This is a genomic window from Pullulanibacillus camelliae (assembly GCF_014642655.1).
Lineage (GTDB): Bacteria > Bacillota > Bacilli > Bacillales > Sporolactobacillaceae > Pullulanibacillus > Pullulanibacillus camelliae.
The window spans coordinates 58,917-83,246 of sequence record NZ_BMIR01000002.1; the positions used below are offsets into that span (position 1 = coordinate 58,917).

Annotated in this window: 18 protein-coding genes and 1 pseudogene; 14 read left to right on the forward strand and 5 right to left on the reverse strand. The window is 41.4% G+C overall.

The window, feature by feature from the left end:
* Positions 1–71: 71 nt before the first annotated feature.
* On the reverse strand, positions 72–1,304 hold the full coding sequence (locus tag IEW82_RS03265) for a dicarboxylate/amino acid:cation symporter (protein WP_188689166.1): 1,233 nt from the start codon (positions 1,302–1,304) through the stop codon (positions 72–74).
* Between the two features lie 228 nt (positions 1,305–1,532).
* Here IEW82_RS03265 and IEW82_RS03270 point away from each other — a divergent pair.
* The 4 genes and pseudogenes from IEW82_RS03270 to IEW82_RS03285 all read left to right on the forward strand — a co-directional run bounded on the left by IEW82_RS03270 (position 1,533) and on the right by IEW82_RS03285 (position 7,670).
* Positions 1,533–2,871, forward strand: a pseudogene (locus IEW82_RS03270) (C1 family peptidase).
* A 748-nt stretch (positions 2,872–3,619) separates the two neighbouring features.
* Positions 3,620–4,339, forward strand: coding sequence for a YebC/PmpR family DNA-binding transcriptional regulator (locus tag IEW82_RS03275; protein ID WP_188689169.1), 720 nt, complete (start codon positions 3,620–3,622; stop codon positions 4,337–4,339).
* A gap of 394 nt (positions 4,340–4,733) precedes the next feature.
* Positions 4,734–5,966 (forward strand): aminopeptidase, encoded by a 1,233-nt coding sequence (locus IEW82_RS03280; RefSeq protein ID WP_188689173.1) that lies wholly within the window; start codon positions 4,734–4,736, stop codon positions 5,964–5,966.
* 516 nt (positions 5,967–6,482) lie between these two features.
* Entirely contained in the window at positions 6,483–7,670 is a 1,188-nt protein-coding gene (locus IEW82_RS03285) for an iron-containing alcohol dehydrogenase (protein ID WP_188689176.1), read from the forward strand.
* A 320-nt stretch (positions 7,671–7,990) separates the two neighbouring features.
* On the opposite strand, the gene IEW82_RS03290 is transcribed toward IEW82_RS03285, so the two are convergent.
* Positions 7,991–8,992 (reverse strand): hypothetical protein, encoded by a 1,002-nt coding sequence (locus IEW82_RS03290; protein WP_188689180.1) that lies wholly within the window; start codon positions 8,990–8,992, stop codon positions 7,991–7,993.
* 398 nt (positions 8,993–9,390) lie between these two features.
* On the opposite strand from IEW82_RS03290, the gene IEW82_RS03295 reads away from it, so the two are divergent.
* The 4 genes from IEW82_RS03295 to IEW82_RS03310 all read left to right on the forward strand — a co-directional run bounded on the left by IEW82_RS03295 (position 9,391) and on the right by IEW82_RS03310 (position 13,955).
* Positions 9,391–9,939 (forward strand): RNA polymerase sigma factor, encoded by a 549-nt coding sequence (locus IEW82_RS03295; RefSeq protein ID WP_188689183.1) that lies wholly within the window; start codon positions 9,391–9,393, stop codon positions 9,937–9,939.
* A 3-nt stretch (positions 9,940–9,942) separates the two neighbouring features.
* The gene (locus IEW82_RS03300; protein WP_188689759.1) at positions 9,943–10,635 is read left to right on the forward strand and encodes a response regulator transcription factor; all 693 of its coding nucleotides are present in this window, start codon (positions 9,943–9,945) and stop codon (positions 10,633–10,635) included.
* Positions 10,613–12,697: a sensor histidine kinase gene (locus tag IEW82_RS03305; protein WP_188689186.1), complete on the forward strand. Its 2,085-nt coding sequence runs from the start codon at positions 10,613–10,615 to the stop codon at positions 12,695–12,697. Before IEW82_RS03300 ends, IEW82_RS03305 begins: the two co-directional genes overlap by 23 nt.
* 280 nt (positions 12,698–12,977) lie before the next feature.
* Positions 12,978–13,955 (forward strand): 2-hydroxyacid dehydrogenase, encoded by a 978-nt coding sequence (locus tag IEW82_RS03310; RefSeq protein ID WP_229672300.1) that lies wholly within the window; start codon positions 12,978–12,980, stop codon positions 13,953–13,955.
* Between the two features lie 107 nt (positions 13,956–14,062).
* Here IEW82_RS03310 and IEW82_RS03315 read toward each other — a convergent pair whose 3' ends face one another.
* Positions 14,063–15,547: an MFS transporter gene (locus tag IEW82_RS03315; RefSeq protein ID WP_229672246.1), complete on the reverse strand. Its 1,485-nt coding sequence runs from the start codon at positions 15,545–15,547 to the stop codon at positions 14,063–14,065.
* Between the two features lie 260 nt (positions 15,548–15,807).
* A complete protein-coding gene (locus IEW82_RS03320) occupies positions 15,808–16,575 on the reverse strand; it encodes a class I SAM-dependent methyltransferase (RefSeq protein WP_229672248.1) in 768 nt (255 codons plus the stop codon).
* Positions 16,576–16,700: 125 nt separating this feature from the next.
* On the opposite strand from IEW82_RS03320, the gene IEW82_RS03325 reads away from it, so the two are divergent.
* The 3 genes from IEW82_RS03325 to IEW82_RS03335 all read left to right on the forward strand — a co-directional run bounded on the left by IEW82_RS03325 (position 16,701) and on the right by IEW82_RS03335 (position 19,706).
* A complete protein-coding gene (locus tag IEW82_RS03325) occupies positions 16,701–17,591 on the forward strand; it encodes a LysR family transcriptional regulator (RefSeq protein ID WP_188689195.1) in 891 nt (296 codons plus the stop codon).
* A gap of 569 nt (positions 17,592–18,160) precedes the next feature.
* Positions 18,161–18,586 (forward strand): PH domain-containing protein, encoded by a 426-nt coding sequence (locus IEW82_RS03330; RefSeq protein WP_188689197.1) that lies wholly within the window; start codon positions 18,161–18,163, stop codon positions 18,584–18,586.
* 163 nt (positions 18,587–18,749) lie between these two features.
* Positions 18,750–19,706, forward strand: coding sequence for a carbon-nitrogen hydrolase family protein (locus tag IEW82_RS03335; protein ID WP_188689200.1), 957 nt, complete (start codon positions 18,750–18,752; stop codon positions 19,704–19,706).
* A gap of 324 nt (positions 19,707–20,030) precedes the next feature.
* Here the strand turns inward: IEW82_RS03335 and IEW82_RS03340 are convergent, their stop codons facing one another.
* Positions 20,031–21,329: an SGNH/GDSL hydrolase family protein gene (locus IEW82_RS03340; RefSeq protein ID WP_188689203.1), complete on the reverse strand. Its 1,299-nt coding sequence runs from the start codon at positions 21,327–21,329 to the stop codon at positions 20,031–20,033.
* 515 nt (positions 21,330–21,844) lie between these two features.
* Here IEW82_RS03340 and IEW82_RS03345 point away from each other — a divergent pair.
* The 3 genes from IEW82_RS03345 to IEW82_RS03355 all read left to right on the forward strand — a co-directional run bounded on the left by IEW82_RS03345 (position 21,845) and on the right by IEW82_RS03355 (position 24,246).
* Positions 21,845–22,501: a DUF2306 domain-containing protein gene (locus IEW82_RS03345; RefSeq protein WP_229672250.1), complete on the forward strand. Its 657-nt coding sequence runs from the start codon at positions 21,845–21,847 to the stop codon at positions 22,499–22,501.
* 28 nt (positions 22,502–22,529) lie between these two features.
* A complete protein-coding gene (locus IEW82_RS03350; RefSeq protein WP_188689205.1) occupies positions 22,530–22,955 on the forward strand; it encodes a hypothetical protein in 426 nt (141 codons plus the stop codon).
* A 373-nt stretch (positions 22,956–23,328) separates the two neighbouring features.
* Positions 23,329–24,246, forward strand: a complete 918-nt coding sequence (locus IEW82_RS03355; RefSeq protein WP_188689207.1) for an aldo/keto reductase — start codon at positions 23,329–23,331, stop codon at positions 24,244–24,246.
* Positions 24,247–24,330 lie beyond the last annotated feature (84 nt).

Consider the following 24,330-nt stretch of genomic DNA (forward strand, 5'->3'; position numbering starts at 1 on the left):
CCTAGATTCTTATCGTTCGGTAATAGGGTGATTTCTTTTGTTTTGTCTCACCCTCTTTTGTGAATCTATTTTTATTGGAGTGCGTGACCTTCAACCTTCGTTTCTTTTCGTCCAATGATGGCTGTTCCGACAAGATCACCGGTAACATTCAAGGCGGTGCATCCCATGCCGACAAGTGCGTCGATAGCTGTTAACAGTCCAACAGTCTCCATTGGTAGGCCGATTTGAGCAAACACCGTTGCAATCATAATAATTCCAGCACCAGGGACGCCAGCGGTTCCAATGGAAGCAAGTGTACCGATGAGAACAATTTCCATCATATTTGTAAAGCCTAAATGTGTTCCTGTGATATTGGCAGCAAATACAGCAGATACGGCAATGCGGATTGCTGCGCCATCCATATTGATCGTTGAGCCAAGTGGGAGGCTAAAGCCATACAAGCTTTTAGGGATACCTAAATTTTTCGCTGCGTTTAAGGTGAGTGGCAATGTTCCTGAACTGCTCTGTGTGACAAACGCGGTAAGCATTGGCGTTCGGGCTTGTGCAAAGAAACGTCCAGGCTTTACTTTAGTCAAGACCATAAGAACACTATAGACAACGATCTGAACAATAAGGGCGACATAGAGAACTGTAATCATTTTTCCTAGCGATAGGAGTGTATCCAAGCCTTGATTCCCTACAGTTTTGGCCATGATGGCGAAGATGCCAATGGGAACAAACTGTAAGATGGCTTTCATGATGGTTAATGTCGCTTCATTTAATCCCTCGACTACCTTATAGACATGTTCACCTAACTCACCATGCTCTTCGGAGGAACGTAAATAGGAGATGGCGATGCCAAAAACTAAAGCGGTAAAGATGATGCCAAGCATATTTAATTCGCTAAAAGCAGAGATGATATTACTAGGAATGATATTAAGCATAACACTGATAACTCCTGGGTTCTTTGGGACATTAAAGCCTTGGTGCGAGCTATAACTCATACCACTTCCAGGATGCAGGATACTGGCAACAACTAAACCTACAATAATAGCAAAAGCAGAGGTCAGGATATAATAGATGAAAATTTTACCGCCCATGCGTCCCAAATGGCTGAGCTTCGTTTGATTCACACCAACGATTAGTGTCAATAATACGAGTGGAATAATTAAAAAGCTGAGCAGGTGGATTAAGAGATCACCTAGTGGTGAAAGCACAGCTGCTTCTTTACCAAAAATCAGTCCAACAATAATACCGAGAATCAATGCGATTGTAATCTTTAGAATCAGTGATGCGTTAATATAACCTTTCCATAATGTTTTCAAGTATTTTCCCCCCTTATAATAAAAACGGATCCCCAAATAATACTGAGGAAGTATACATATCTATTCCTACCTATTTACTAGGATAATATCTTTATAAACTACACCATTTCATGGATCAAGTCAAAGCATTGATTTAACGTAAGTACACTATAAATCGGAATTTTTGTATTAAAAGAAAAATAGACATAGAATAATAATAGAATAGGGAACCTTGAGAGGAGAAGGACGATGACTAAAAACATTACAATGCAGAATATTGAGCAGTATTCACAGCAGCTTCGTGAAGAGAATGAAAAGCATCCGCTCATGAATGCCGTCATCAAAAATGGCATCGATGCTGTTGCCGAGCAGCCTGAAGCCGTTGTGGCAATGAATCATGTGTTTTCAGAGGAAATCAAAACTGGAAGGGTAAGCAACCAAAAGCAGAGTGGGCGCTGCTGGATGTTTGCAGCCTTGAATACTTTTCATCATAAGATCAACCCACTTTTTAAGCTAAAGGACTTTGAACTGTCACAGAATTACACGAATTTCTGGGATAAATTTGAGAAGGCCAATTTCTTCTTAGAAAGCGTGATAACAACGGCTGAGGAGCCATTAAATGGTCGTTTGGTTTCCTGGATTTTGGCGACACCACAGCAGGATGGTGGTCAATGGGATATGCTTGTTTCACTCATTAATAAGTATGGTGTTGTTCCCAAGCAGGTCATGCCTGAGACATTTCAAAGTGAAACATCAGCACGACTTAATAGTCTGTTAAATACCAAGCTTCGTGAGGCTGCGGTGAAGCTGAGAGCGCTATGTCAAAAGAGAGCCTCTGAAAAGGACTTACAACAAGCCAAAGAAGCCATACTTTCTGATGTTTATAAAATTCTCTCCTATTCTTTAGGTGAACCGCCGAAAACGTTCGATTTTGAATATCGCGATACGGATGGTGTTTCATAGAGAACAGGGAATCACTGCGCAAGCCTTTTACAAAAAATATGTCGGTTTAGATCTTGATGACTATGTCAGTATCATCAATGCGCCAACAGAGGATAAACCATTTGGCAAAACTTATACGGTGCAATGCCTTGGCAATGTAGTGGGAGGCAAACCGATTAAATATTTAAATGTAGACATGGAAACCTTAAAGGCACTGGCAATCCATCAGATTAAGGATAATGAGAGTGTCTGGTTTGGCTGTGATGTTGGCCAATATTCAAACAGGGATCATGGCATTATGGATACCCGGCTTTTTAATTATGAAAAAACCTTTGGTACGTCATTTGGCATGACAAAGGCAGAAAGATTGGATTACATGGGGAGCTGCTTAACTCATGCGATGGTGCTCACAGGTGTCAACCTTGTTGATGGGAAACCGAACCGATGGAAGGTTGAGAACAGCTGGGGTGATAAGGTGGGTAAAAAAGGTTACTTTGTCATGAGTGATGAATGGATGAGTGAATTTACTTATCAGGTTGTTGTGCATAAGAAATACCTATCGGAAAACTTGCAAGTAGCTCTCGAGCAAGAACCGATTGAATTAAAGCCATGGGATCCTATGGGGGCATTGGCATATATGAAATAAGGAGAATATAAATGGGAGAGGTAAAAACGCTAATTTTTACGTCTCTTTTTGTATTTTTAAGGTAAAAGGCTGGGACAGAAGTATTCAGCTCATAGAGCATCCGAACGCATTCATAATTTTGAAGGGATGCGTTCGGATTTTGAGTGAATCATGAAGCGCTCCGTCAAAACCCTTCGCTTTCCACGGCATCACCTCAGGCGCGCAGGAGACGCTAACTTCGGCTTCGACACGCAGGATGTGACGCACCTAGCCGAAGTACCTTAATGGATGTGATGTTTTTAGGCGGAGTGCCTTGAAGAATGAAAGGCACCTAGACAACCCTGTTTGAGGACCCCCAAGTATTTATGACTAAAAAAATCCCCTATTCCTGCGTCTACTCGTACCGCTTCGCCGTCAGCCTCCTCGGAACAACGCGTCGTTGATTCGTGAAGTACCGCTGGCCCCGTTCTCATAGGCGTCTCCGTATTTTGACTGCGCTTCCGGTTTCTCTGCCACTTTTATAATCTTATCGTTCGGTCATAGGGTGAGTCGTTTTGTCTCACCTCAACTATTCAACTGAGGGTATAACGCAAGTCTATAGCATTCAATGTCACTGATTACAGCTTGACTTAAGGCTTTCATTGGACTCGAAATGTTCAGCCATTTTATGTATAATAAAATGTGGTATACCATAGCATGCAGGATTTAGGCACAAGGTGCCATGTTTTTATTATATTATCGATCTATTGTTGAAAGTGAGTGGAGTCTAATGGGACGTAAGTGGAATAACATTAAGGATAAAAAGGCATCCAGGGATGCGAACACAAGCCGAATCTACGCTAAATTTGGTCGAGAAATCTATGTGGCAGCTAAGCAGGGTGAGCCAGATCCAGAATCCAATCAAGCCTTAAAGGTTGTGCTTGAACGCGCAAAGACCTACAGTGTACCGAAAAATATCATTGAGCGCGCTATTGAAAAAGCGAAGGGTGGCGACGATGAAAATTTTGATGAATTACGCTATGAGGGCTTCGGTCCAAGCGGTTCAGCGATCATTGTCGATACTCTAACGAATAACGTTAATCGAACGGCTTCTGATGTGCGCGCAGCATTTAGTAAAAATGGAGGCAACATGGGTGTCAATGGCTCAGTTTCCTATATGTTTGATGAAACAGCGGTTATTGGTGTAGAAGGGAAAAATGTAGACGAGGTCTTAGAGCTTTTAATGGAAGCCGATGTGGACGCACGTGATATTCTTGAAGAAGAAGATGCGGTTATTGTCTACGCTGAGCCCGATCAATTCCATAATGTGCAACAAGCGTTTAAAGAAGCTGGAGTTTCAGACTTCACTGTGGCAGAGATCACCATGCTTGCTCAAAATGATGTCACTTTATCAGAAGATGATTTGGCCCAATTCGAGAAATTAATCGATACCCTTGAAGAGCTTGAAGATGTCAAACAAGTGTATCACAATGTTGATTTAGGTGAATAAGCAAGGGCAGGAAGCAGACCTGATAGAGGGTCTGTTTTTTTGTTATTCCGGAAAATAGTTTGGATAACCGATCATAAGAAAAAGAGGCATTACCCCCGAACGGCTTCGGAGAGAATCCTGGGAAGGAGCTGATTAGAGTCCGAAATAAGAGCGTCTTCGGACAAGAACCATGAGCAAGGAGTCACGACTTAATATTTAGCCCCTGTCCCTCGCATCTATAATGGTTTCCATGTCCATCCCGCTTCACTATAATACCCACTCTTCTTACTTTAGAAAATCATTTTAACTCTCTTTTTATCGCATGATTTCACTATATTAAACTTTTAGAAAGTACAGTTAAAAGCATGACTCTACACTGCCACAATGTTAGAATACAATATATGGAGGGATACATATGTCAACATTTAGTGGAAAATTAGAAAAATATGCCGAATTGGCTGTGAAAAATGGTGTCAATATTCAAAAGGGGCAGGAGCTAATGGTAAGCGCGCCCATTTCAGCGGCTCCCTTTGTTCGATTAGTGGCCAAAAAGGCTTATCAAGCAGGGGCAAAGCATGTCCACTTTAGATGGACGGACGATGCATTAACTCGGACACGCTATTTGTATGCACCAGAGGAGGCTTTTGAGGAGTTTCCTGAATGGCAATCGTATACACTTGAATCACTTGCCAAAAAGAATGCAGCCTTTCTCACGATTTATATTCCCAATCCGGAGTTACTTAAGGATATTGATCCAGAAAAAATCTCTAAAGACAATAAGGTCAGAGGGCAAGCGCTAAAGGCTTATAGTGAATATATGATGAAGGACAAGGTAAGTTGGTCTCTTGTTTCCGTGCCTTCTGATGAATGGGCAGCGAAGATTTTCCCTGATCTCGAAAAAGTACAGGCGATTGAACAATTGTGGGAAACCATCTTTAAAATGACACGTGCGGATCAAGATGATCCTGTAGCCGCCTGGGATGCTCATAAGAAAAATCTAGGGGAAAAAGCCGCTTACCTTAATAACAAAAAATATAAAAAGTTGCATTATAAAGCTCCAGGTACTGATCTATCCATTGAATTTCATGAAAAACACAAGTGGGTGGATGCGTCATCAGTTAATGAAAAGGGTGATGCTTTTATTGCCAATATTCCTACAGAAGAAGTCTACACCCTTCCTTTAAGGTCGGGAGTAAACGGGACGGTGACAAGCACGATGCCGCTTAACTATAGTGGAACGTTAATCGAGGAATTACAGCTAACTTTTAAAGAGGGACGGATTGTTGATTATAAAGCGAAAAGCGGTCAAGAAACTTTGAAGCACTTGATCGAAACGGATGAAGGCTCACATTATTTAGGTGAAGTCGCTTTAGTCCCGCATGATTCCCCCATCTCTCAATCCGGGTTGTTGTTCTATAATACCTTATTTGATGAAAATGCCTCTTGTCATATCGCGATTGGTGAAGCCTATCCGACAACATTGGAAGGTGGCGCACAGATGACGCGAGAAGAACTCGATGCGCATGGTGTGAATGATAGCATTAACCATGTTGACTTTATGATTGGTTCTGCTGATTTAAATATAGATGGCGAGCTTTCAGATGGTACCCGTGAGCCTGTCATGAGAAATGGACTGTGGGTGATCTGATTATCGTTAAGAGCAACAGCACTATGCATTGTTGCTCTTTTTTTAAAAGATCAGAAAGTATAAAATTTCTGATCATGACGGACGGTGCACGTTCCTGCTACGGGTGTCCGCTTTCCAAGGACACGCCTCCAACGCACAGGATCCGCTAGCTTCGACATGGTCACATGGATGTGACGGTATTAGCTGACGTTCCTTTTCTCATATACGGGCCCCTTTTCTTTTCAATGAACAAATCATGTCCATCTCCCTATCTGTGGAAAAGACCTCCCTTTTCTTATCTTCAGCAGTATGTTTATGGAATTAGCACAGTATTTAAGAAATTCTGTTATGGCTTCACGGGACCAGTTTCTCTATCTCACTAAATATGATAATGATTGTTTAGCAATAAGATTACTTGTCATAGTGAGAACTTGTTAATAGAAAATTGAAAAATAAGAACAAAAACAATGTTAAAAATGCCTCTGATACTATAAAATAAAGGCAATATGAATCGACATAGAGAGATGAGGGAGAGAGATGCAAGACTACAGTTATTTTTGCCAGACTAGAATCGAGATGGGATTTGGACAATCTCAGCATCTACCGGCTCTTTTAGCGGCAAGTGGCGTGAAAGGGGCGATTTTGCTTGTTACTGATCCAGGTATTGCTGAAATAGGTGTAGTGGATCCTATTCGCCAGAGTCTCGAAGCGGCGGGTTATCAGCTCAGGCAATTTGATCGTCTTTCCCAAAACCCGCGCGATACAGAATGCATGGAGGGGGCGCGCTTGTTCATTGAAATGGGGGCGGAAGTCGTGATAGCTATTGGCGGTGGCAGTGCCATGGATACCGGAAAAGCGATTGCGTTATTGGGGAAAAATGGCGGAACACCACTGGATTATATTGAAGGTCGAAAATGCTATGAGAGGATAGCTCCCGTTATTTGTCTGCCAACTACCGCTGGTACTGGTTCAGAGGTGACACGATCGGCCGTTATTACTGAGGAGTCGACACATCGTAAGCTAACACTCAAGCATGAGCAGCTGAGGCCACGGCTAGCTATTCTCGATCCCTCATTAACGCTAACCGTTCCTCCGTCAGTTACAGCGGCTACAGGTGTGGATGCATTGGTACATGCGATTGAAGGTTCCACGTGTAAAGTGACACATCCAATAGCACAAGCGTTTGGAGCTAGAGCAATGCAGACGATTATTTCAGCCCTTCCGAGTGCTTATAAAGAAGGTCAGAATAAAAAAGCAAGATTTGCCATGATGGAAGGCAGTTTGTTAGCTGGACTCTGTTTTGGTTCAACCGATGTTGCTGCAGTCCATTGTTTAGCTGAAGCGCTTGGTGGGCTGTACGATACGCCTCATGGAATAGCCAATGCTGTTTTTTTGCCTTATGTTCTCGCCTTTAATGCAGAAGGTGAGCCCTCTCTTCATGCCAAGCTATCACGGCTTATGAATTTTGCGAGAGAAGCAGATTCAAATGCGTTAGCTGTTGAAAAATTGATTCATGGCATACATGAATGGACTGCAGCATTGCAAATTCCCAAGCTTAAGGACCTACCGAAAGTAGAGCAGAAGGACTTTCCACGCTTAATTGAGCTCGCCATGCAAAATAGTTCGACCCCGAGCAATAGCCGCACAATAACGGCTGCAGATTATCAGGACATTATTGAAGCGGCTTATGATGGGGGATTTAGGAGCAAAAAAAGGTTACCCTAAATGTGTTGTAGTGAATGTAAAAATGATTTGGACTTTGGGATCCCACTTGAATGGAGAGTTGAAATTTTTAAATAGAAATGTGGAATAAGACTGTCTCAAGTGAGTTTATTATGAACTTTGAGGCGGTCTTATTCCTTTATACTATCAGAGGATATCACTTTTCACTGAAACTTTCTAAGATCGTATAGTTCAGGATTTCCCTTTTGCCATCTGGCTTGCGGTATTAGCGTGTGATTTGAAAACTCACATCACGAGTGCAAAGCAGAGCGGCGAAAACTAAGTTTTATTTATGATTTAATTGTTTTATTGGCTTTTTAGAGCTAAAAATAGGCAATGGATAAAATATTATCAAGATCAATGGTTACAATACCGCCTTCGCTTATTCCTATAATGTGTTTATTTGTACATCGGATAAAATTGATTAAAATTGGTGAGCGTGTTTTTCTAAGACCAAGAGCGACCAAGGCGCCAGTTTGCAAGTGACATAATCTATCAATAAAACTTTTTTTAGAATCAATGACTTTTACAAGAATTGTGCAAGCATCTAAAAGATCTCCAAAAGGGGTAAAAACTGTAGTATTGACTGTTGTTGTCCCTAGTGGAAAGAAAGTGCCTGAAGGCGGACTACAATCACAGGTTACTTTACTGGATGTGATGGGGTCAGGATAATGAACCGTTGTTCCGTGCCTACCGTGTTGACAGAGTACCAAGATTAAGCTTGGACATCTGACTAGGTCTCCAGGAAAGGCAACAGCATAACGAATGTTTGCGATAGCAAAGTCTACCGAGCTTGAAATTATTACTTGGTCGATTAGGCCACAACTTGGGTCAAACTCTGCCGCAAATAAGCGTGCGCCTGCAGCTCCTTCAACTTCTTGAGTAATACTTCCAATAGGAATTCCTCCAGAGAAAAATTCAACTGTCACTTCAAATAGGCCAAAAGGATTGGGTTCTAGTTCAAATCTAAAGACACTAGAGGGGGTAGATAAGTTGAGTATAAGTGTAGTCGCGCCCAGTGATGATAAAATGGGTGGCATATCATTTTCTGAAAAAGGTGGTGAAGACCAAGTACTCCAAGAACTTGGAACCTGTAGTCTTTGCTCTGGTGAATCAAAAATAACTGTTTGCGAGTCATCATTGATAGAGTCAACAGTGTCAAATTCAGGAATATTTGAAATATCGATGAGATTAGTCGCGCCTTGATAGGCGGCATCTGGAAGTGGGATTATTCTAAAGCCTGGACATGGCACGACAGCTTGTTGTATCGTTGCATAATCTTCGTTATGGCTAAAATCACCGCCTGTATTTGTCTGGGGAGCCATTCAAATTTATATTCTCCTTTCTTTTTATCATCGCAGTTGTTTTTATAGACTGCTCACCTTATAGCGATAAAAAATAGCAAGACTTCAACAATATAAAACACTGCCATATTTTATTCCTTTAAATATTTCGAAGTGTGTACTTTAATTAAAAAAGGGCACCTGCAAGGATAAGATAAATAAAAGGTCTAATGACATGAACCAATTAACCCTCATCTTAATGCATAGATCTCTTGTTTTTCTCAATCAAAATGCATAAGCACCTCTCTCTTAAGAATCGCCTGTTTGATCTTAAGAATTTCTTAAGGATTATCCCAAAGGAATGTTAAGATTTGCTGTCTACAATGAAGGTAATCACACAGATCGTGAATCTGATATACTTTGGACAGGAGAGATAAGGCATGAGCAAGCATGGCAATGTGGCATTGTCCCACACTGAAACAGGAGCACTCAGAGATATTGAAAGATATATCCTCCACTATCAAGGGACTTTAATCGGCTATCTTGAGAGGCTTCTAAAAGATAGATTGAAGGCTGAGGACCTTGCACAGGAGACCTTCATTAGATTGTTCCGACAATTACAGAGGGAGCGTATCCCTGAAAATGTGCCGGCTTGGTTATATCAAGTGGCCACGAACCTGTGCCGGGACTATTGGCGAAGCGCTGGTTATAAAAGAGAAATACGGATGCTTCAAGCTCTCCCAGATCAAAAGGACAAACAAGCGAGAGTGGTGGATATTTTCGTTCGTCGAGAAACACGGACTGAGATGCTAACATTGATTGAGAGGCTTCCAAAAGCGCAACAGTTGATTATTAAGCTTCGTTTCTATCATGATATGCGTCTTAAGGAAATTGCTGAGACCTTGAATTGTCCCATTGGCACAGTCAAGTCTCGTTTATTTCATGCTCTCCGCTTTTTAAGAGAACAGATTGAAGATATAGGAGAATGAATGATGACCACTCGTAGTGTCTTAGTTGTTGATGACGATAAAGATATTCGCGATGCGATAGAAATCTATTTGAAAAATGAGGGGCTTAACGTGATTAAGGCTCAAGATGGCATCGAAGCCATCGAAAAGCTTCGTGAGCATGACATTCACCTCATTATTCTCGATGTGATGATGCCCCGGATGGATGGGATTGCGACCACCTTCAAAATACGTGAAGAGCAGCACATTCCGATTATTATACTCAGTGCTAAAAGTGAGGACACAGATAAAATCCTCGGCCTCCAAATTGGAGCTGATGACTATGTGACAAAGCCTTTTAATCCTTTGGAACTGATTGCGAGGGTGAAGTCACAGCTGCGAAGATATGTAACCTTCGGAAAGTATGATGGCAGCGAATCGCTAGTCAATATCAATGGATTGACCTTGGACTCATCAGCAAAGACTGTTGCTGTGAATGGCGAGCCAGTGAAGCTGACCCCACTTGAGTACAAGATTGTGGCTTTATTAATGACACATGCAGGACGGGTGTTTTCTATTGATGAAATCTATGAGCGTGTGTGGAAAGAGCCCGGCTACAATGCCGAAAATACAGTGGCAGTTCACATTCGCAAGATTCGAGAAAAAATAGAAATTAACCCAAAAGATCCGAGATATTTAAAGGTGGTGTGGGGGATTGGGTATAAAATTGAAAAATAGATACCTTTTAATCGCGATGACTTTATTGCTCTTTACCTTTGGTGTGACCAGTCTTCTTACACTTTTGGGACAAGGCGACCGTTATGTTAAAAATTATTATCAGACCTCAACGTTTTCTAATAGGCTCTATCAATATATCCAGTATTTAAGCACCTATAAATTAAATCCTATAACAAAAGCAGAAGCAGCAAAAAATATTCAAGTATCCAATGATGAAATCATGAACAATTACCGATTGCAATTTGGTGATGGGACACCAACGGCTAAGGAAAAAGCGAAAATAAGAGATGCGCTTTTAAGCAAAAAGCGGAAAGCTATTGAAGATAACTTTGCAAATAAAGAGAAAGCGAGGGCCTCGCAATCCTGGCTGGCTTCGTCATTTCATTATTATTTAAAAGATATAAAAACAGGAGCAGTGTATACCGATATCCATTTGAAAAGCGATGAAACCATTAATCAATTTTTAAAAAAGCAGCAAATGGCTTATGTAAAGGATTATCCTTCAGCTGGAGTAGGTTACTTATCCACTGTTGGTCAGAATAGGTTTGTATCCAATGATTCCGCTCTCAATCAAAATGCGAGTGCGTATTCAGGCGTCATCATGGTTCCTGCAAGCCAGCAGAAAAACACTGTTATTTTAAAGGAAGCTCAAGAGTATCATACAAAGCAAATGTTATTTTTTGTTTATTGTGGTGTGGGGCTAATGAGCCTGATTACGAGTTTGCTTTTAGTGTGGCGCTTTCGGGTTTTAATGCTCTTCAAAAAGAATCAATGGCAAGCCACTTATGATCGTCTGCCTATAGACCTTTGTATCGTCATCTTTTTGCTAATAGGTCACCATACCCTTTCAATTATTGAGGGGTATCTAAATAACTTTCACTACTATGGTCTTTTTAATCTAATAAAAGATTATATTATAAGCTCGATTTTTATCATTTTAACACTTGTACAAATCAAATGGCTTTGGCAGCGTTTATCAAGGCAAAAGGATGTTCAATCTGAATGGAAGCATACGTTAATTTATCGAGGCAGCAGTGGCTTAAGTGATGCCTTACAGCTCTCCAGCACAGGGATGCAGCTCTTATGGCTGTTGTTTGTGGTTTTCTGTACAGGGGTTGGCGTGCCGATTGTGATAAGCAATGGAGCAGATCTTATTCCTTTCTATGTTATATTATTTGTCATCATTACTTTGCCAACGTTACTAATAGCAGCAAAACGGATTGCAAGCTTTAATCGCATAAGTAGACATGTTGATAACATAGCGAAGGGACAAGTTGAGGCAAGTGTGCCGATTGAGGGATGGTCGACACTTAGAAAATTAGCAGAAAATATCAATACATTAAAGCGTGGTGTGGTCGTTGCTCGAAACGAAATGTCTAAAAGCGAGCGGTTAAAAACGGAGCTCATTACGAATGTTAGCCACGATTTACGGACGCCGCTCACCTCGATTATAACCTACTCTGAGCTCTTACAAGCAGAAGGATTATCTGAGAAGGAGCGTCGGGCCTATACCGAAATAATTGATCGCAAGTCTAAACGGTTAAAGGTGCTCATCGAGGATTTATTTGAAGCTTCAAAAATGGCGACTGGCAATATTGAGTTGGATAAGAAGAAGGTGGACATGGGGCAGCTCTTGCAGCAAGCCTTGGCAGAAAATGATGAACGGATATCTGCTTCTGGCTTACAGTTTCGTGTGACAAAGCCTGATACTCCGCTTTATGCAGTGGTGGATGGTCAAAAGCTCTGGCGGGTTTTTGATAATTTGATTGGTAATATTCTCAAATATTCGTTAGAAAATACCAGGGTGTTTATTGGACTTAAGGACAATGATGGTCAGCTTGTCATCACATTTAAAAATATAACCAAGTATGAGCTGAGCGAGGATATCGATGAACTCTTTGAACGCTTTAAACGCGGTGATGAATCCAGACATACAGAAGGATCGGGACTAGGACTCGCCATTGCCAAATCGATTATTGATTTACATGATGGTAGCCTTGATATTGAAGTAGATGGCGATTTGTTCAAAGTGATTATTCTTTTGGAAGCTGCTAGACAATAACAATTTGGATACTGATGATTTAGCCCAATCCATAAGGAGATTGGGTTGCTTTTTACTTAAGTTTTTGTTGACGCCTTCTGAGCAAGCGAGTATAAGTGCAGGCGTCGATTGTCGGCATGTGAGGCTTGACGCCACTCTTGCATGAGATTTGAAAAATCACATCAGATGTATCTCGGTTTTCATTATATTAGGATGGTGTATCAATGTTACAATAGATATTATCAAAATAATAAAATGGGTTTGAAAATTTTCTCATATTACTATGGGGGTGAGGATGGTTTTGAAACCAAAAATATTTGTCACGAGAAAGATTCCGCATCAAGCTTTATCTTATTTAGAAAAATATGCAGAGGTAGCGATGTGGGAGGAAGAGGATATTCCTGTGCCGAGAGAGGTGCTTGAAAAAGAAATTGAGACAGTGGATGGGCTCTATTGTTTACTTACTGATAAGGTGGATGAGCCGTTGATCAAACGGGCAAAGCAGTTAAAAGTCATTAGTAATATGGCTGTTGGTTACAACAACATTGATATCCGATCTGCTGCTAATCATGGCATTATTGTTACCAATACTCCCGATGTTCTTACTGAAACAACAGCAGACTTGACATTCGCGCTCTTAATGGCAACAGCAAGAAGACTAGTTGAATCCCAACATTTTCTGCATCAAGGAAAGTGGCAATCCTGGTCGCCTATGCTCTTAACAGGACAGGATATTTTTGGGGCTACCATAGGCATTATTGGACTAGGTCGGATTGGTGAAGCCGTTGCACGCAGAGCAAAAGGCTTTGATATGAATGTGCTGTATTATAATCGGCGCCGCAAACCAGAACTTGAAGCCCGTTTGAATGTTCAATATGAACCTTTGAATGATTTATTAGCAGCAGCGGATTTTATCTGTATATTGACGCCCTATACTGATGAGACAAGAGACTTGATCAGCGATGAGCAATTTAAGTTAATGAAGGCGTCGGCGATTGTTATTAATACGTCTCGTGGGGGGATTGTTAATGAAAATGCCCTTTATCGCGCTCTTGTTAATAAAGAGATATGGGCAGCCGGATTAGATGTGTTTGAAGAGGAGCCTGTCCCATTGGATCATCCTTTGCTCACATTGCCAAATGTTGTGGCACTCCCTCATATTGGAAGTGCCAGTATTCAAACACGAGTCAATATGGCAGTGATGGCTGCTAAAAATCTGATTGGTGTCCTACAAGGAAATCCAGAGGATGCTTCCATTCATAAAGTAAATAGGAACTAAAGGCATAATTGAGAAGCATGGGCCTAATGCTCGTGCTTTTTTGATTCATTCACGTATGACGTAAAAAACCTCCTGTGCATTTATCCAAATACACAGGAGGATAAAAATTATGATTCATCGATGATTTTTTCATCAATTTTTTCTTTTTCTTCCTGCCACCATAGTGCTTCTTCAGGATCTTTTAATATGTCTGCGATTTCTTTAGCTTCCTCTACGGCGGGAGGCGATCCACGAAGTGGCTTTCCAGAAGTGTCTTTGAAAAAGAAGGTGACAATAACGATCCCTATCAGGGAGGCTAGCATAAGGTAATAGGCTGGAATAAGTCGACTTGCTGTCACACTAATGAGCCAAGAAACAAGTAAAGGAGCCGTTCCGCCGAATAAGGATGTGGATATATTGTAGGTTATCGCTAAACCGCCATACCTTACATTGGTAAAAAATAAGGAGGGGAGCAGCGATGGCATCGTCCCCTGAAATGAGGCTAAAAAGATGGCAAGTACTAATAACCCGATGAAGACAAGGGCATTGTTGCCGCTCCCTATCAGTAGGAACATAGGAACTGATAGAAGAATTAATCCGATTAAACCGCCTTGTATAATCGTTTTGTTACCAATACGGTCACCAAAGTAGCCCATTGTAAGGACAATTGGAATCATAATGAACATCACAATAAGAATCAATAATAATCCGGTCGTTTCCCCATAGCCTAATACGGCATTGAGATGAGAGGGCATGTAGGTCAAGACGGTGTAGTCAACGACATTATAAAAGAAGACCAAAATCATACCAATAAGCAAAGGCTTTTTGTGAAAAATAAGGATATCCTTCATGGATACGTGCTTGGCTTCGTCGTTCATCTCTTTCTCCATCGCTTCAAAGGCAGGGGTTTCATCCAGGTGACTTCTCAAATAAAGACCGATCATGCCAATGGGTGCTGCGATAAGAAAGGGGATTCTCCACCCCCATGCCAGCATAGCATCTGATCCTAAGATAAAAGTCAGTAATGTGACGATTCCAGAACCTGCAATATAACCAACTAAAGTTCCAACCTCAAGTCCGCTCGACATGATGCCGCGCTTCTTATCTGGGGTGGACTCTGCAATAAAAGTCATGGCACCTGAATATTCTCCACCAGTTGAAAAGCCCTGGACTAAGCGGGCAACAAGCAACAGAATAGGAGCAGTTATACCGATGGTAGCGTATCCTGGAATACAACCAATACTTAAAGTTGCCAGTGCCATTAAAACTAATGTAACGGCCAATATCCTTTTTCGACCGAGTCTGTCGCCTAACATACCAAAAAACATCCCGCCGATTGGGCGGACAAGAAAGGCAACCGCAAACGTGGCAAAGCTATAGACAAGCTGCATCGAACCTGTCATTTCAGGGAAAAAGATTTTGCCAATCGTTGCAGCAAGATAAGAGTAAATACCAAAGTCAAACCATTCCATGGCATTGCCAAGCGCTGTGGCAACCACAGCTTTTTTCGCCACTTGGGTATCAACGACTGTGATATCGTCTTTGTGTAAACGATTTTCCTCTTTCCTGCGCTTAAATTTCCTTCTTTTTTTGTTTGGACTATTATCGTCCAAATGCATGACCTCCTTTATGTATCATAAATGTCACATGGTTGAGGCAATCCGCCCATACGTATTCCACGTGCTGATGTCGCCCGTACAAAGGGCATGATAAACTATACCCGAAATTATAGAGATTAAAACATAAAAATGCGTATTGCATGAAAAATATTTATATTTTGTTTTATCAATGAGTTCAATACTTGGAGGAAAAAGTGATAAGCGCAGACAAACAGCCAGAACACTTTTGTGTTCTAACTATTCCTTTCATCCGATTAAGGCTTGGCAATAATGAGCCGCAGCGAACCAATAAATGTTGTAAGCTTACGATACTTTCCAAAAGCTTTATCCCATGCTCCAGATTCAAGATCCTCAGAAAGGCGCCGGATATAGGTGGCTTCTACATCCGATGCTAAAAAACCCCAAGCAGATTGTGAGGCGCGCACACCTTTTTCCAAAAACGCTTCAGGTCTCCCGTAAAAAGCTTCTTGAAAGCCATCCTTGCAGTCAAATGGAATGGGAATGGCTTGAACTTCACAGGCTCCCCCAAGAGTTTCTGTTATCGAGGCAATGGAAGGATAACGTGAGCCCTCGATCTGAATAAGCTCTGGAAAGTAGTGGGCTGTCCAACATCTATCTAGGGCGGCTGGATCAAAGGTCATGATAACGATTTGATTGCGCGTTACTCTGCGTAGCTCCTTTAAACCTTTTTTTAAGTCCTGCCAATGGTGAATCGTCACCATTGCCATGGAAGCATCAAAAGCATCATCGTCAAAGGGAAGCTGTTCAGCAGTGCCGATTAAAGCAGGAGGTTTTCCGTGAGTATGGCGCTGATTTCTCATGACTTCAGAAGGTTCGACAGCCACGATATATTTATCCTCAGGTTCATAGGACCCTGCTCCAGCCCCAACATTTAAAACAGATATTGCCCCACTTAAGGCAGCCACGACATATTTAGCGATTCTAGAATCAGTGCGGCGATAGCTGGCATACTGGTGCCCATGTTTATCATAATTAAAGGTAAGGGGGTGATTTTTCATCATATCGTCTCCCATTTTTAAAAGTGAGTGCTAATTTTCTTACTGTTAGTGTATAATTGAGAAAAGTATAAAACAAATATATGTTTTATTATTAAATATATATTTAATTTATGTGTAGGATGAAGCTTATGAATTTACATGCACTTAAATTATTTTTAGCGGTGACTAAAGCGGGTAGTGTGACTCAGGCATCCCAAGCATTGTGCATTAGTCAACCGGCTGTGACGGCTCAAATTAAAAAATTTGAGAAGGATTTGGGGGTGCGCTTATTTAAGCAAAAAGGACGTGGGATTGCCTTAACAGACGTGGGTGAGGGACTAGCGGAGCAAGCCCGTCGTCTGTTTGCTTTAGAAGAGCAGATGGAAGACTGGATCAGTGATTATAAGCAAGCCAAAAAAGGAAAGCTGCGGATTGCCGCAACATATCTTCCAGCCAATTTTCTCATGCCTGAATGGGTGGCAGCTTTTAAAACAGAGAATAAAGATGCTGAATTGGTTGTGACTACTACCAATTCTTCTGAAGCCTTTAAGCAACTCATTGGTTATAAAGCTGATTTAGCTGTTTATGGAGGGGGACTGGAGGATCGTCCTGAAGATGTCGATTGGGAAGTCCTTTTTGAAGATGAGCTTTGGTTTGTAGTGGCACGTGCGCATCGCTTTGCCAATAAAGAGCTCACTTTAGCGGAAATGATGACAGAACCCTTTGTGATGAGAGAGAAAGGGAGTACGACAAGAGAGCGCTTATTTGCATTGTGTAAAACCTTTAATGTTCGCGACCCGCAAATTGCTTTGCAATTTAATGGCTTACATGAAGCCATTCGAGCGGTTATGACAGGCTACGGTGCCTTGTTTATTTCTTCATTGGTCGCTAGAGATTATGTGCAAAGTGGACATTTGGCACGTGTAAAGGTGCAAGGACCGCAACTCATGAACAAATTTGTGATTTGCACACGGAAGGATGAAACCCCTTCCCCGTTGACTGCAGCGTTTGTTAAGAAGATAAGAAAAGCAAGCTCATGACTACTTTTTATAAAATGAATGGAATGCCTCATGAGGGTGCATTTTTCATATCTTGTTAATCCAAGATTCTTCTTAGAATTCCTCTTTCGATGTCTCACCAATCTCCAGCTTCCCACGAGATGTCTGTGAGAAAGTGATGCTGAGGAATAAGCATTGACTGAGATGTCTATTTTTATGAAAAATATACAAATCAGGGTTTTATCAAAATTATGATTGAATGTAATGAAAGAGAAGGGCAGGTGAACAAAAGCTCCCCTCAAAATAACAAAAATGCGTTGCCACAAGCGTCTACTCTTAATCTTCAATCCAACAAAGAACGGGTGTTTTGATCTGCACTCCAATTGTTAGGTACATATAACAATTGGAGGTGCATTTTTTTATGGGAAGATTATTTTAGACTATTTAAATAATTACTGATTTAAAAAGGGAAATTATGTTAGAATTGAACGAGAGCTGTTGTTAAAACGACGGCTTTGCCAACTCTAATGAGTGGCACAGGGTTCAACTGTATGATGCTATTAGAAAATTCGCTCCGAGTGGAAACTTAAAATCTATGAAGAGGTGGTTGTGTGAGGTTTAAGTCGAAGCAGGATGTATGGTTGACGCTAATCGTTTGGGCAGCCATGTTTTTTCTGTTAGGGAGTGGTATCTATGCTCTTTTTACTCAGCAGATGTCCGCTTTTGAATACCTAATTATCACTTTATTATGCATAGCGTTGCCGCTGTTTTTTTTATGGATGTGGCTCACCACTTATTATGTTCTAAGTGATAAGTATTTGATTATAAGATTTGGACCATTTAAAAAGGTGGTTTTACTTGCTGCTATTCAATCTGTTAGAAAAACGAACAATCCGATGTCCAGCCCAGCCTTATCAATAAAAAGGCTTGAGATAATCCATAGTAACGGAGCCTTTGTGCTGATTTCCCCTCGAAACAGAGAGGCATTTATCGAAGTCTTAAAAGAACGCTGTCCATACATCAAACAGTTAACATAGCGTTTATTAGTGGATCGATGAAGAAGAATTGGATGGGGAAATAGTAGGGAATGGGAGGGTTATAAACGGCAAAAATCCTTTATTATGGAGTTAAAGAGCAATGTCAGAAAAAAGGCTGTTGATATGAATGATCAGTGATTAAATAAGAAAGGGAGAGGGGACAATGGTTAACAACCAAAGTGTGAAGGTCGCTGTTGTTCAGGCGGCTTCAGTAATCATGGATGCGGAGGCCACAATAAAAAAAGCGACAACCTTAATCAAGCAGGCCGGTGAAAAAGGGGCAAAGATTGTCGTCTTTCCCGAAGCATTTATTCCCGCCTATCCTCGGGGGTTATCCTTTGGCACAATCATAGGGAGTCGAACAGAAGAGGGAAGAAAGGACTGGTATCGGTATTGGGAGAATGCTGTTCCTGTGCCTGGTGATGCCACTGATCAACTTGGCAAGGCTGCACGTGAAGCAGGCGTGTATCTTATTATAGGTGTGATTGAACGGGATAGTGAATTCAGCGGTGGTACTTTATATTGTTCGGTTCTATTTATGGGTCCAGATGGAACGCTTTTAGGGAAACATCGCAAATTAAAGCCAACTGCAGCGGAACGAATTGTTTGGGGAGAAGGAGATGGCAGTACTTTACCTGTCTTTGAAACACCCTTTGGAAAAATCGGTGCCTTGATCTGTTGGGAAAACTATATGCCTTTAGCTCGGGCAGCAATGTATGCTCAAGGTGTTCAATTATATATTGCGCCAACCGCTGATGCCAGAGAATCGTGGCAGGCCACTATTCGTCATATCGCGATGGAGGGCAGATGTTTTGTCCTATCCTGCAATCAATATGTAACAAAGTCGATGTATCCAGAGGATTTAGCTTGCTATGATGATCTCGCTTCAGTAGAGGAAGTAATGAGTAATGGCGGCAGTGCGATTGTTGGCCCGCTAGGAGAGTATGTCGCTGAACCTGTGTGGGGACGGGAGGAAATGCTGATTGCCGACCTTGACTTGAAGCGCATTGCTTATAGTCAATTTGATTTTGATCCAGTAGGGCATTATTCAAGACCAGATGTTTTTAAGTTGCACATAAATGGAGAAAAACAGTCCAATATAGATTGGAAAAAATCATAGGGGAATGCCTTACTTCTTATATTTTTAAAGCTCACACTGTAATCACACGCTTAGGTTGTCGCCAAACCTTAGATGGGGAAAGTCAAAGCCCGACTTATACTCCCTTTCTTTAATGAGCGTCAGTGAAGTTATACATTTATATGAAAACAAACGTATTTCATCTAGTAGAAGCTATATCGTCTTGTCAATACTGAACGAAGACATACACGCTTATCAAAAGTTTCATGGTAGAGGGTGGCGATGCGAATGCGAAGCCGCGGTGGTTTCTGATAGTATAAAAAACGCTCGGAGATACCGAGCGTTTTGGTATGGATACTTAGATCCTTAAGGCGTTGGAGAATGATGCTTTCGATCAAAGAGAGTGAGGTAAGCAGCATTTGCCATGGCTTGATAGCCTAAGTCACTTGGATGGAGGTGATCCCCAGAATCATAGCGACTGAGCAGCCGGTGAGGGTGGTTAGGATCCCTTAAGGCTTTATCAAAATCAATGACACCGTCAAAGGCTCCACTCGTTCGAATCCAGTGATTGACTTGCTCCCGCGTTCGCTCTCCCTGTTCAGTATAGTAGCCCCCAATCTTACCTTGAAAAGGTGTCAGTGTCCCTCCGTAAATAGTTAGTCCTTTCGCATGAACTTGTTTAATGATGGTTTTCATGCCGGCAATTATCTTATTGGCATCATAAGTATGAGGAAGCTTGCCAATATCATTAATACCTTCAAGGAAAATAACGTCCGTCACACCTGTTTGTGACAAGACATCGCGTTGCAAGCGTGTGCGTGCACTGACGCCATTTCGCAATGAGTTCACAAGAATGCGATTGCCAGAAATACCTGCGTTTAAGACAGAATATTGTTGATCTAGAGGTCCTTGGCTTAAGCGTTCAGCAAAGTAGTCGGGCCAGCGATGATTGCTGTTGATACTAGAATGAAGTCCATCGGTTATAGAATCGCCAAGAGCAACGATGACGCCTGGAACTGAAGAAGCTGTTTGAATGTCAACACCTGAAAGCCAATACCAGCCAAATAGTTTAGTTTTATATGCCGTCCCTGATGTTTCTTGCGCATGGTTCCCTGAGTTTGACACGTAGGCAATTTGATTGGAAAGCGCATGCCAGGTTGCCGGTCCAGTTCTTTCTGGAATATAGATGCTAACCGTAAGATTGCGTCCATTTATTACTTTAAACGGGATTACATCACTCTTGACTTGTCCCCCAGCAGGTAGCGTAACAGAAGGATGACCTGCAAAAGTGACGGGGTGATCCGTACCAGGGATGATTCTATTTCCTTTGCTTGATATGGCAATATGAACTTGTCCAAAGGTGACGGGTTTTTGACCAAATATATTTGAGAATGTTAATCGTACCGCCTCGCCGCTAAGATGCGGGTGGATGACAAGACGAATGGTTTGGTGGAAGAAGCCTTGCTGTGAGAAACCAAAAGGTCTTGGTGCTTGTGGACTGGCTTCCCAACCCCCAACCCATTTCAGATGACTGCTTTGATTATGATGAGTGGAATAGTTACTTTTTCCTATACTAATCGACGTGCAGGCTAAAACAATAACAATAAAAAAGAGGAGCGTCACCTTCACTCTTCTAGTGAAAGCTTGCCTCATCCTTTCTTTCATTTTATGATCCCCTTATTATCTTTTATCTCTCTATTGATGGTCTACGATAAGATAAAATCATCATAGTACATCTGAGCTTTCTTAACTAGTAAAATATTGGAAAAAAGAAATAAATGATGATAATCACCTATGACTTAAGACTTAGTAATCGCTATTATTCCTCACTTTTGACTCCAGAAAGGGTCAGCGTGTTTATAGCATGTGTCAAAGGGAGTGTTGCAATGCGTCCAGAGAAGCGGAACAACCATATGCGTGATTTGTAAACTTAACATCGGGAGTACTGGCAAGGCGATGCAAGCCCAGTTTTATTTATAATGGGGGTTTTGAATCTCTGCGGAATTAAGTGGTTTTCTAAGTCATACCTAGTGGAGTGGTGCGTCTTAAATAGTAAGCGTGTGGGGTCACTGCTTTAAATCCTTGCTTAATAGTCACATTTTATCCAAATTATATGTTCTGAGAATATGATAGACTATTAAAAGAGCACAGGAGTTGGCTGTATAAGGGGTGAGGTGACATTGTCCAAAATAGCTAGAAAGCGTCTGTACGTTGGATTGATGTGTTTCTCCACTCTTTATCTGTTGTATATCGTATACTTCAATTTTATCTATGATCCTCAGGCCTCAGTATTTCTAGGACATAAGGGTGATCAAGTGCATGAGGTCCGGCAATCGCTTTGGATTGCAGTGCTGCACGGGCATATCCTCTTTGCTTGTTTGGCATTATTATCGGGCGCCTATAATTTTTTTACAAAGCAAAAGCAGGCCTACAGAATGATACATAGGTGGAACGGTTATCTGTATTTTATATCCGTGTTTCTCGTCTCTTTGTCATCAGGGTACATGGCGCCTTATAGCACGGGTGGGCGGGTCAATAGTATTGTGTTTAATCTTATTAATATCATTTGGCCGCTCTTTACACTTATTGCTGTGATAATGATTAGGCGAAAACAAGTGATCGATCATCAGCGTTGGATGATTCGCAGCTACAGTTTTTGTTTTACTAATAGTATTATCCATCTCCTCACGTTTATTTCTACGATGCTTGGTGGTTCCTATACATTAAGCTATACAGTAGGGGTTTATGGGGCCTTAATCATGAATTTGCTCATTCCGGAGCTTGTGATTCGTTACATTATCCATCTCCCTCGTCAAAGAAATAAAAGAGTAAGTTAAGAAAAAAGAGAAAAAATGGGGTGTTCCTATGTTTGGAGTGTTAATTTTTTTGCATGTTATCAGTGCAGTCGTCTTAGGCGTTTATGTTTTACTTCCGTGTTTCCTAAACTATGTAAGTAAACTTAAGCAAGAGTCCTTAACAAGTGTGGCAGGTCTATTGATTGGACTAACACGTATGGGTCAATACGCGTTGATTCTGCTGCTTCTTACAGGCGGAGCAATGATGAGTATGATGTCTAGCATGCCGTCAATAGCCTGGCTTATTATCACCCTTGTATTATTTGTTATTATTGGAGCGGTGACAGGCATGCTCATACATAATATTAAACGTTTAAAAGGAGCAAAAGCCACTTCGGCACTTTTTTCCAAGGTTAAAGTCTATAGCTGGATTGCAAGCATTGCAATTATCCTTATTGTGCTTGTGATGACTAATCCTAGACTATTCGAATTTTAAAAGGAATGTCTCTGATAGATGAAGGCCTAAAAATTTCCTGGGCAATTTTTATCCTAATAGAAAATATAAGCCCTCTAGGTCTGTACAGGAGTATCAAGTGAATAAGTACAGGTTAAGGCTTTTTAAAGTGGTAAAGTAGATATCCTTTAGGTCTCTGTTTACAGTTTTAGCTGTAAGTAGAGGCTCTTTTATTTTATTTACACTATATTTGGTGGTCAAGTGTGAAGAGGGGTAGGACTCCATTTGACAATACCTTCTTAAAAATGGTGCATATGATTAGACAATTTTTAAAGGTTCTGATAGCTTGTTCATGTAAGGGCTTTATCGAGAGTGTAGAAATTATAAAATATCACGATAAGGATAGAGGTGTCCTATGAACAAATTAAAAATAGGAACAAGTGATTTAGAGCTAGGCGAAATTTCTTTAGGATGCATGCGCATGGCTGACCTCTCTGAAAAAGAAGCGGAGGTTGTTATTGAAACCGCTCTGGAGGTAGGCATCGATCTTTTCGATCATGCGGATATTTATGGCGGTGGTAAATCTGAAGAAGTCTTTGCTAAAGCATTTAGCAAGAATCCAACCAAGCGTGAGAGTCTATTCATTCAAACAAAATGCGGGATTCGTAAAGGACAATTTGATTTTTCAAAAGAACATATTTTAGAGTCCGTCGACGGTAGCTTGCAGCGGCTCCAAACCGATTATATCGACATCCTGCTCTTGCATCGCCCCGATACTTTAGTGGAGCCAGAAGAAGTGGCTGAAGCCTTTTCTATACTAGAGGAAAGCGGGAAAGTGCGTTACTTTGGTGTAAGCAATCAAAATCCATTGCAAATTGAGCTGTTAAAAAAGTATGTAAAACAAGAGTTGATTGTCAATCAGCTGCAGTTAAGCTTGATGCATACGCCGATGATTGATGCAGGCTTTAATGTGAATATGCTTAACGATCCAGCCATTGTACGAGATAACGGCATTCTGGAGTATAGCCGTTTAAAGGATATGACCATACAGGCCTGGTCGCCATTCCAATATGGGATGATCGAAGGGACCTTTATGAGAAATGCCGATTATCCAGAAGTGAACGCAAAACTCCAAGAGATTGCTGAGAAAAAGGGCGTGACTGATTCAGCCATCGCTATTGCTTGGTTGCTTCGCCATCCAGCGGGGATCCAGCCTGTTATTGGAACAATGAATCCACAGCGTATAAAGGATGTTGCAGCAGCTTCAGATGTGAATTTAAGCCGCGAGGAATGGTATGAGCTCTATCTTTCCACTGGAAAAAAACTCCCGTAATCTCTTCATATAGTGAACAAGAGGAGAGGGTGCCTGTGCTTAGGACATCAATGCATCAGAAGGGTGTTCCCTTAGCGATTTTAT

Excerpts from the sequence above, each read along its gene's own strand:
- IEW82_RS03290 (WP_188689180.1), bottom strand. The coding sequence starts at position 8,992 with ATGGCTCCCCAGACAAATACAGGCGGTGATTTTAGCCATAACGAAGAT.
- IEW82_RS03325 (WP_188689195.1), top strand. The coding sequence starts at position 16,701 with ATGAATTTACATGCACTTAAATTATTTTTAGCGGTGACTAAAGCGGGT.
- IEW82_RS03320 (WP_229672248.1), bottom strand. The coding sequence starts at position 16,575 with ATGATGAAAAATCACCCCCTTACCTTTAATTATGATAAACATGGGCAC.
- IEW82_RS03350 (WP_188689205.1), top strand. The coding sequence starts at position 22,530 with ATGTTTGGAGTGTTAATTTTTTTGCATGTTATCAGTGCAGTCGTCTTA.
- IEW82_RS03295 (WP_188689183.1), top strand. The coding sequence starts at position 9,391 with ATGAGCAAGCATGGCAATGTGGCATTGTCCCACACTGAAACAGGAGCA.
- IEW82_RS03340 (WP_188689203.1), bottom strand. The coding sequence starts at position 21,329 with ATGAAAGAAAGGATGAGGCAAGCTTTCACTAGAAGAGTGAAGGTGACG.
- IEW82_RS03300 (WP_188689759.1), top strand. The coding sequence starts at position 9,943 with ATGACCACTCGTAGTGTCTTAGTTGTTGATGACGATAAAGATATTCGC.
- IEW82_RS03280 (WP_188689173.1), top strand. The coding sequence starts at position 4,734 with ATGTCAACATTTAGTGGAAAATTAGAAAAATATGCCGAATTGGCTGTG.
- IEW82_RS03355 (WP_188689207.1), top strand. The coding sequence starts at position 23,329 with ATGAACAAATTAAAAATAGGAACAAGTGATTTAGAGCTAGGCGAAATT.
- IEW82_RS03335 (WP_188689200.1), top strand. The coding sequence starts at position 18,750 with ATGGTTAACAACCAAAGTGTGAAGGTCGCTGTTGTTCAGGCGGCTTCA.
- IEW82_RS03275 (WP_188689169.1), top strand. The coding sequence starts at position 3,620 with ATGGGACGTAAGTGGAATAACATTAAGGATAAAAAGGCATCCAGGGAT.
- IEW82_RS03285 (WP_188689176.1), top strand. The coding sequence starts at position 6,483 with ATGCAAGACTACAGTTATTTTTGCCAGACTAGAATCGAGATGGGATTT.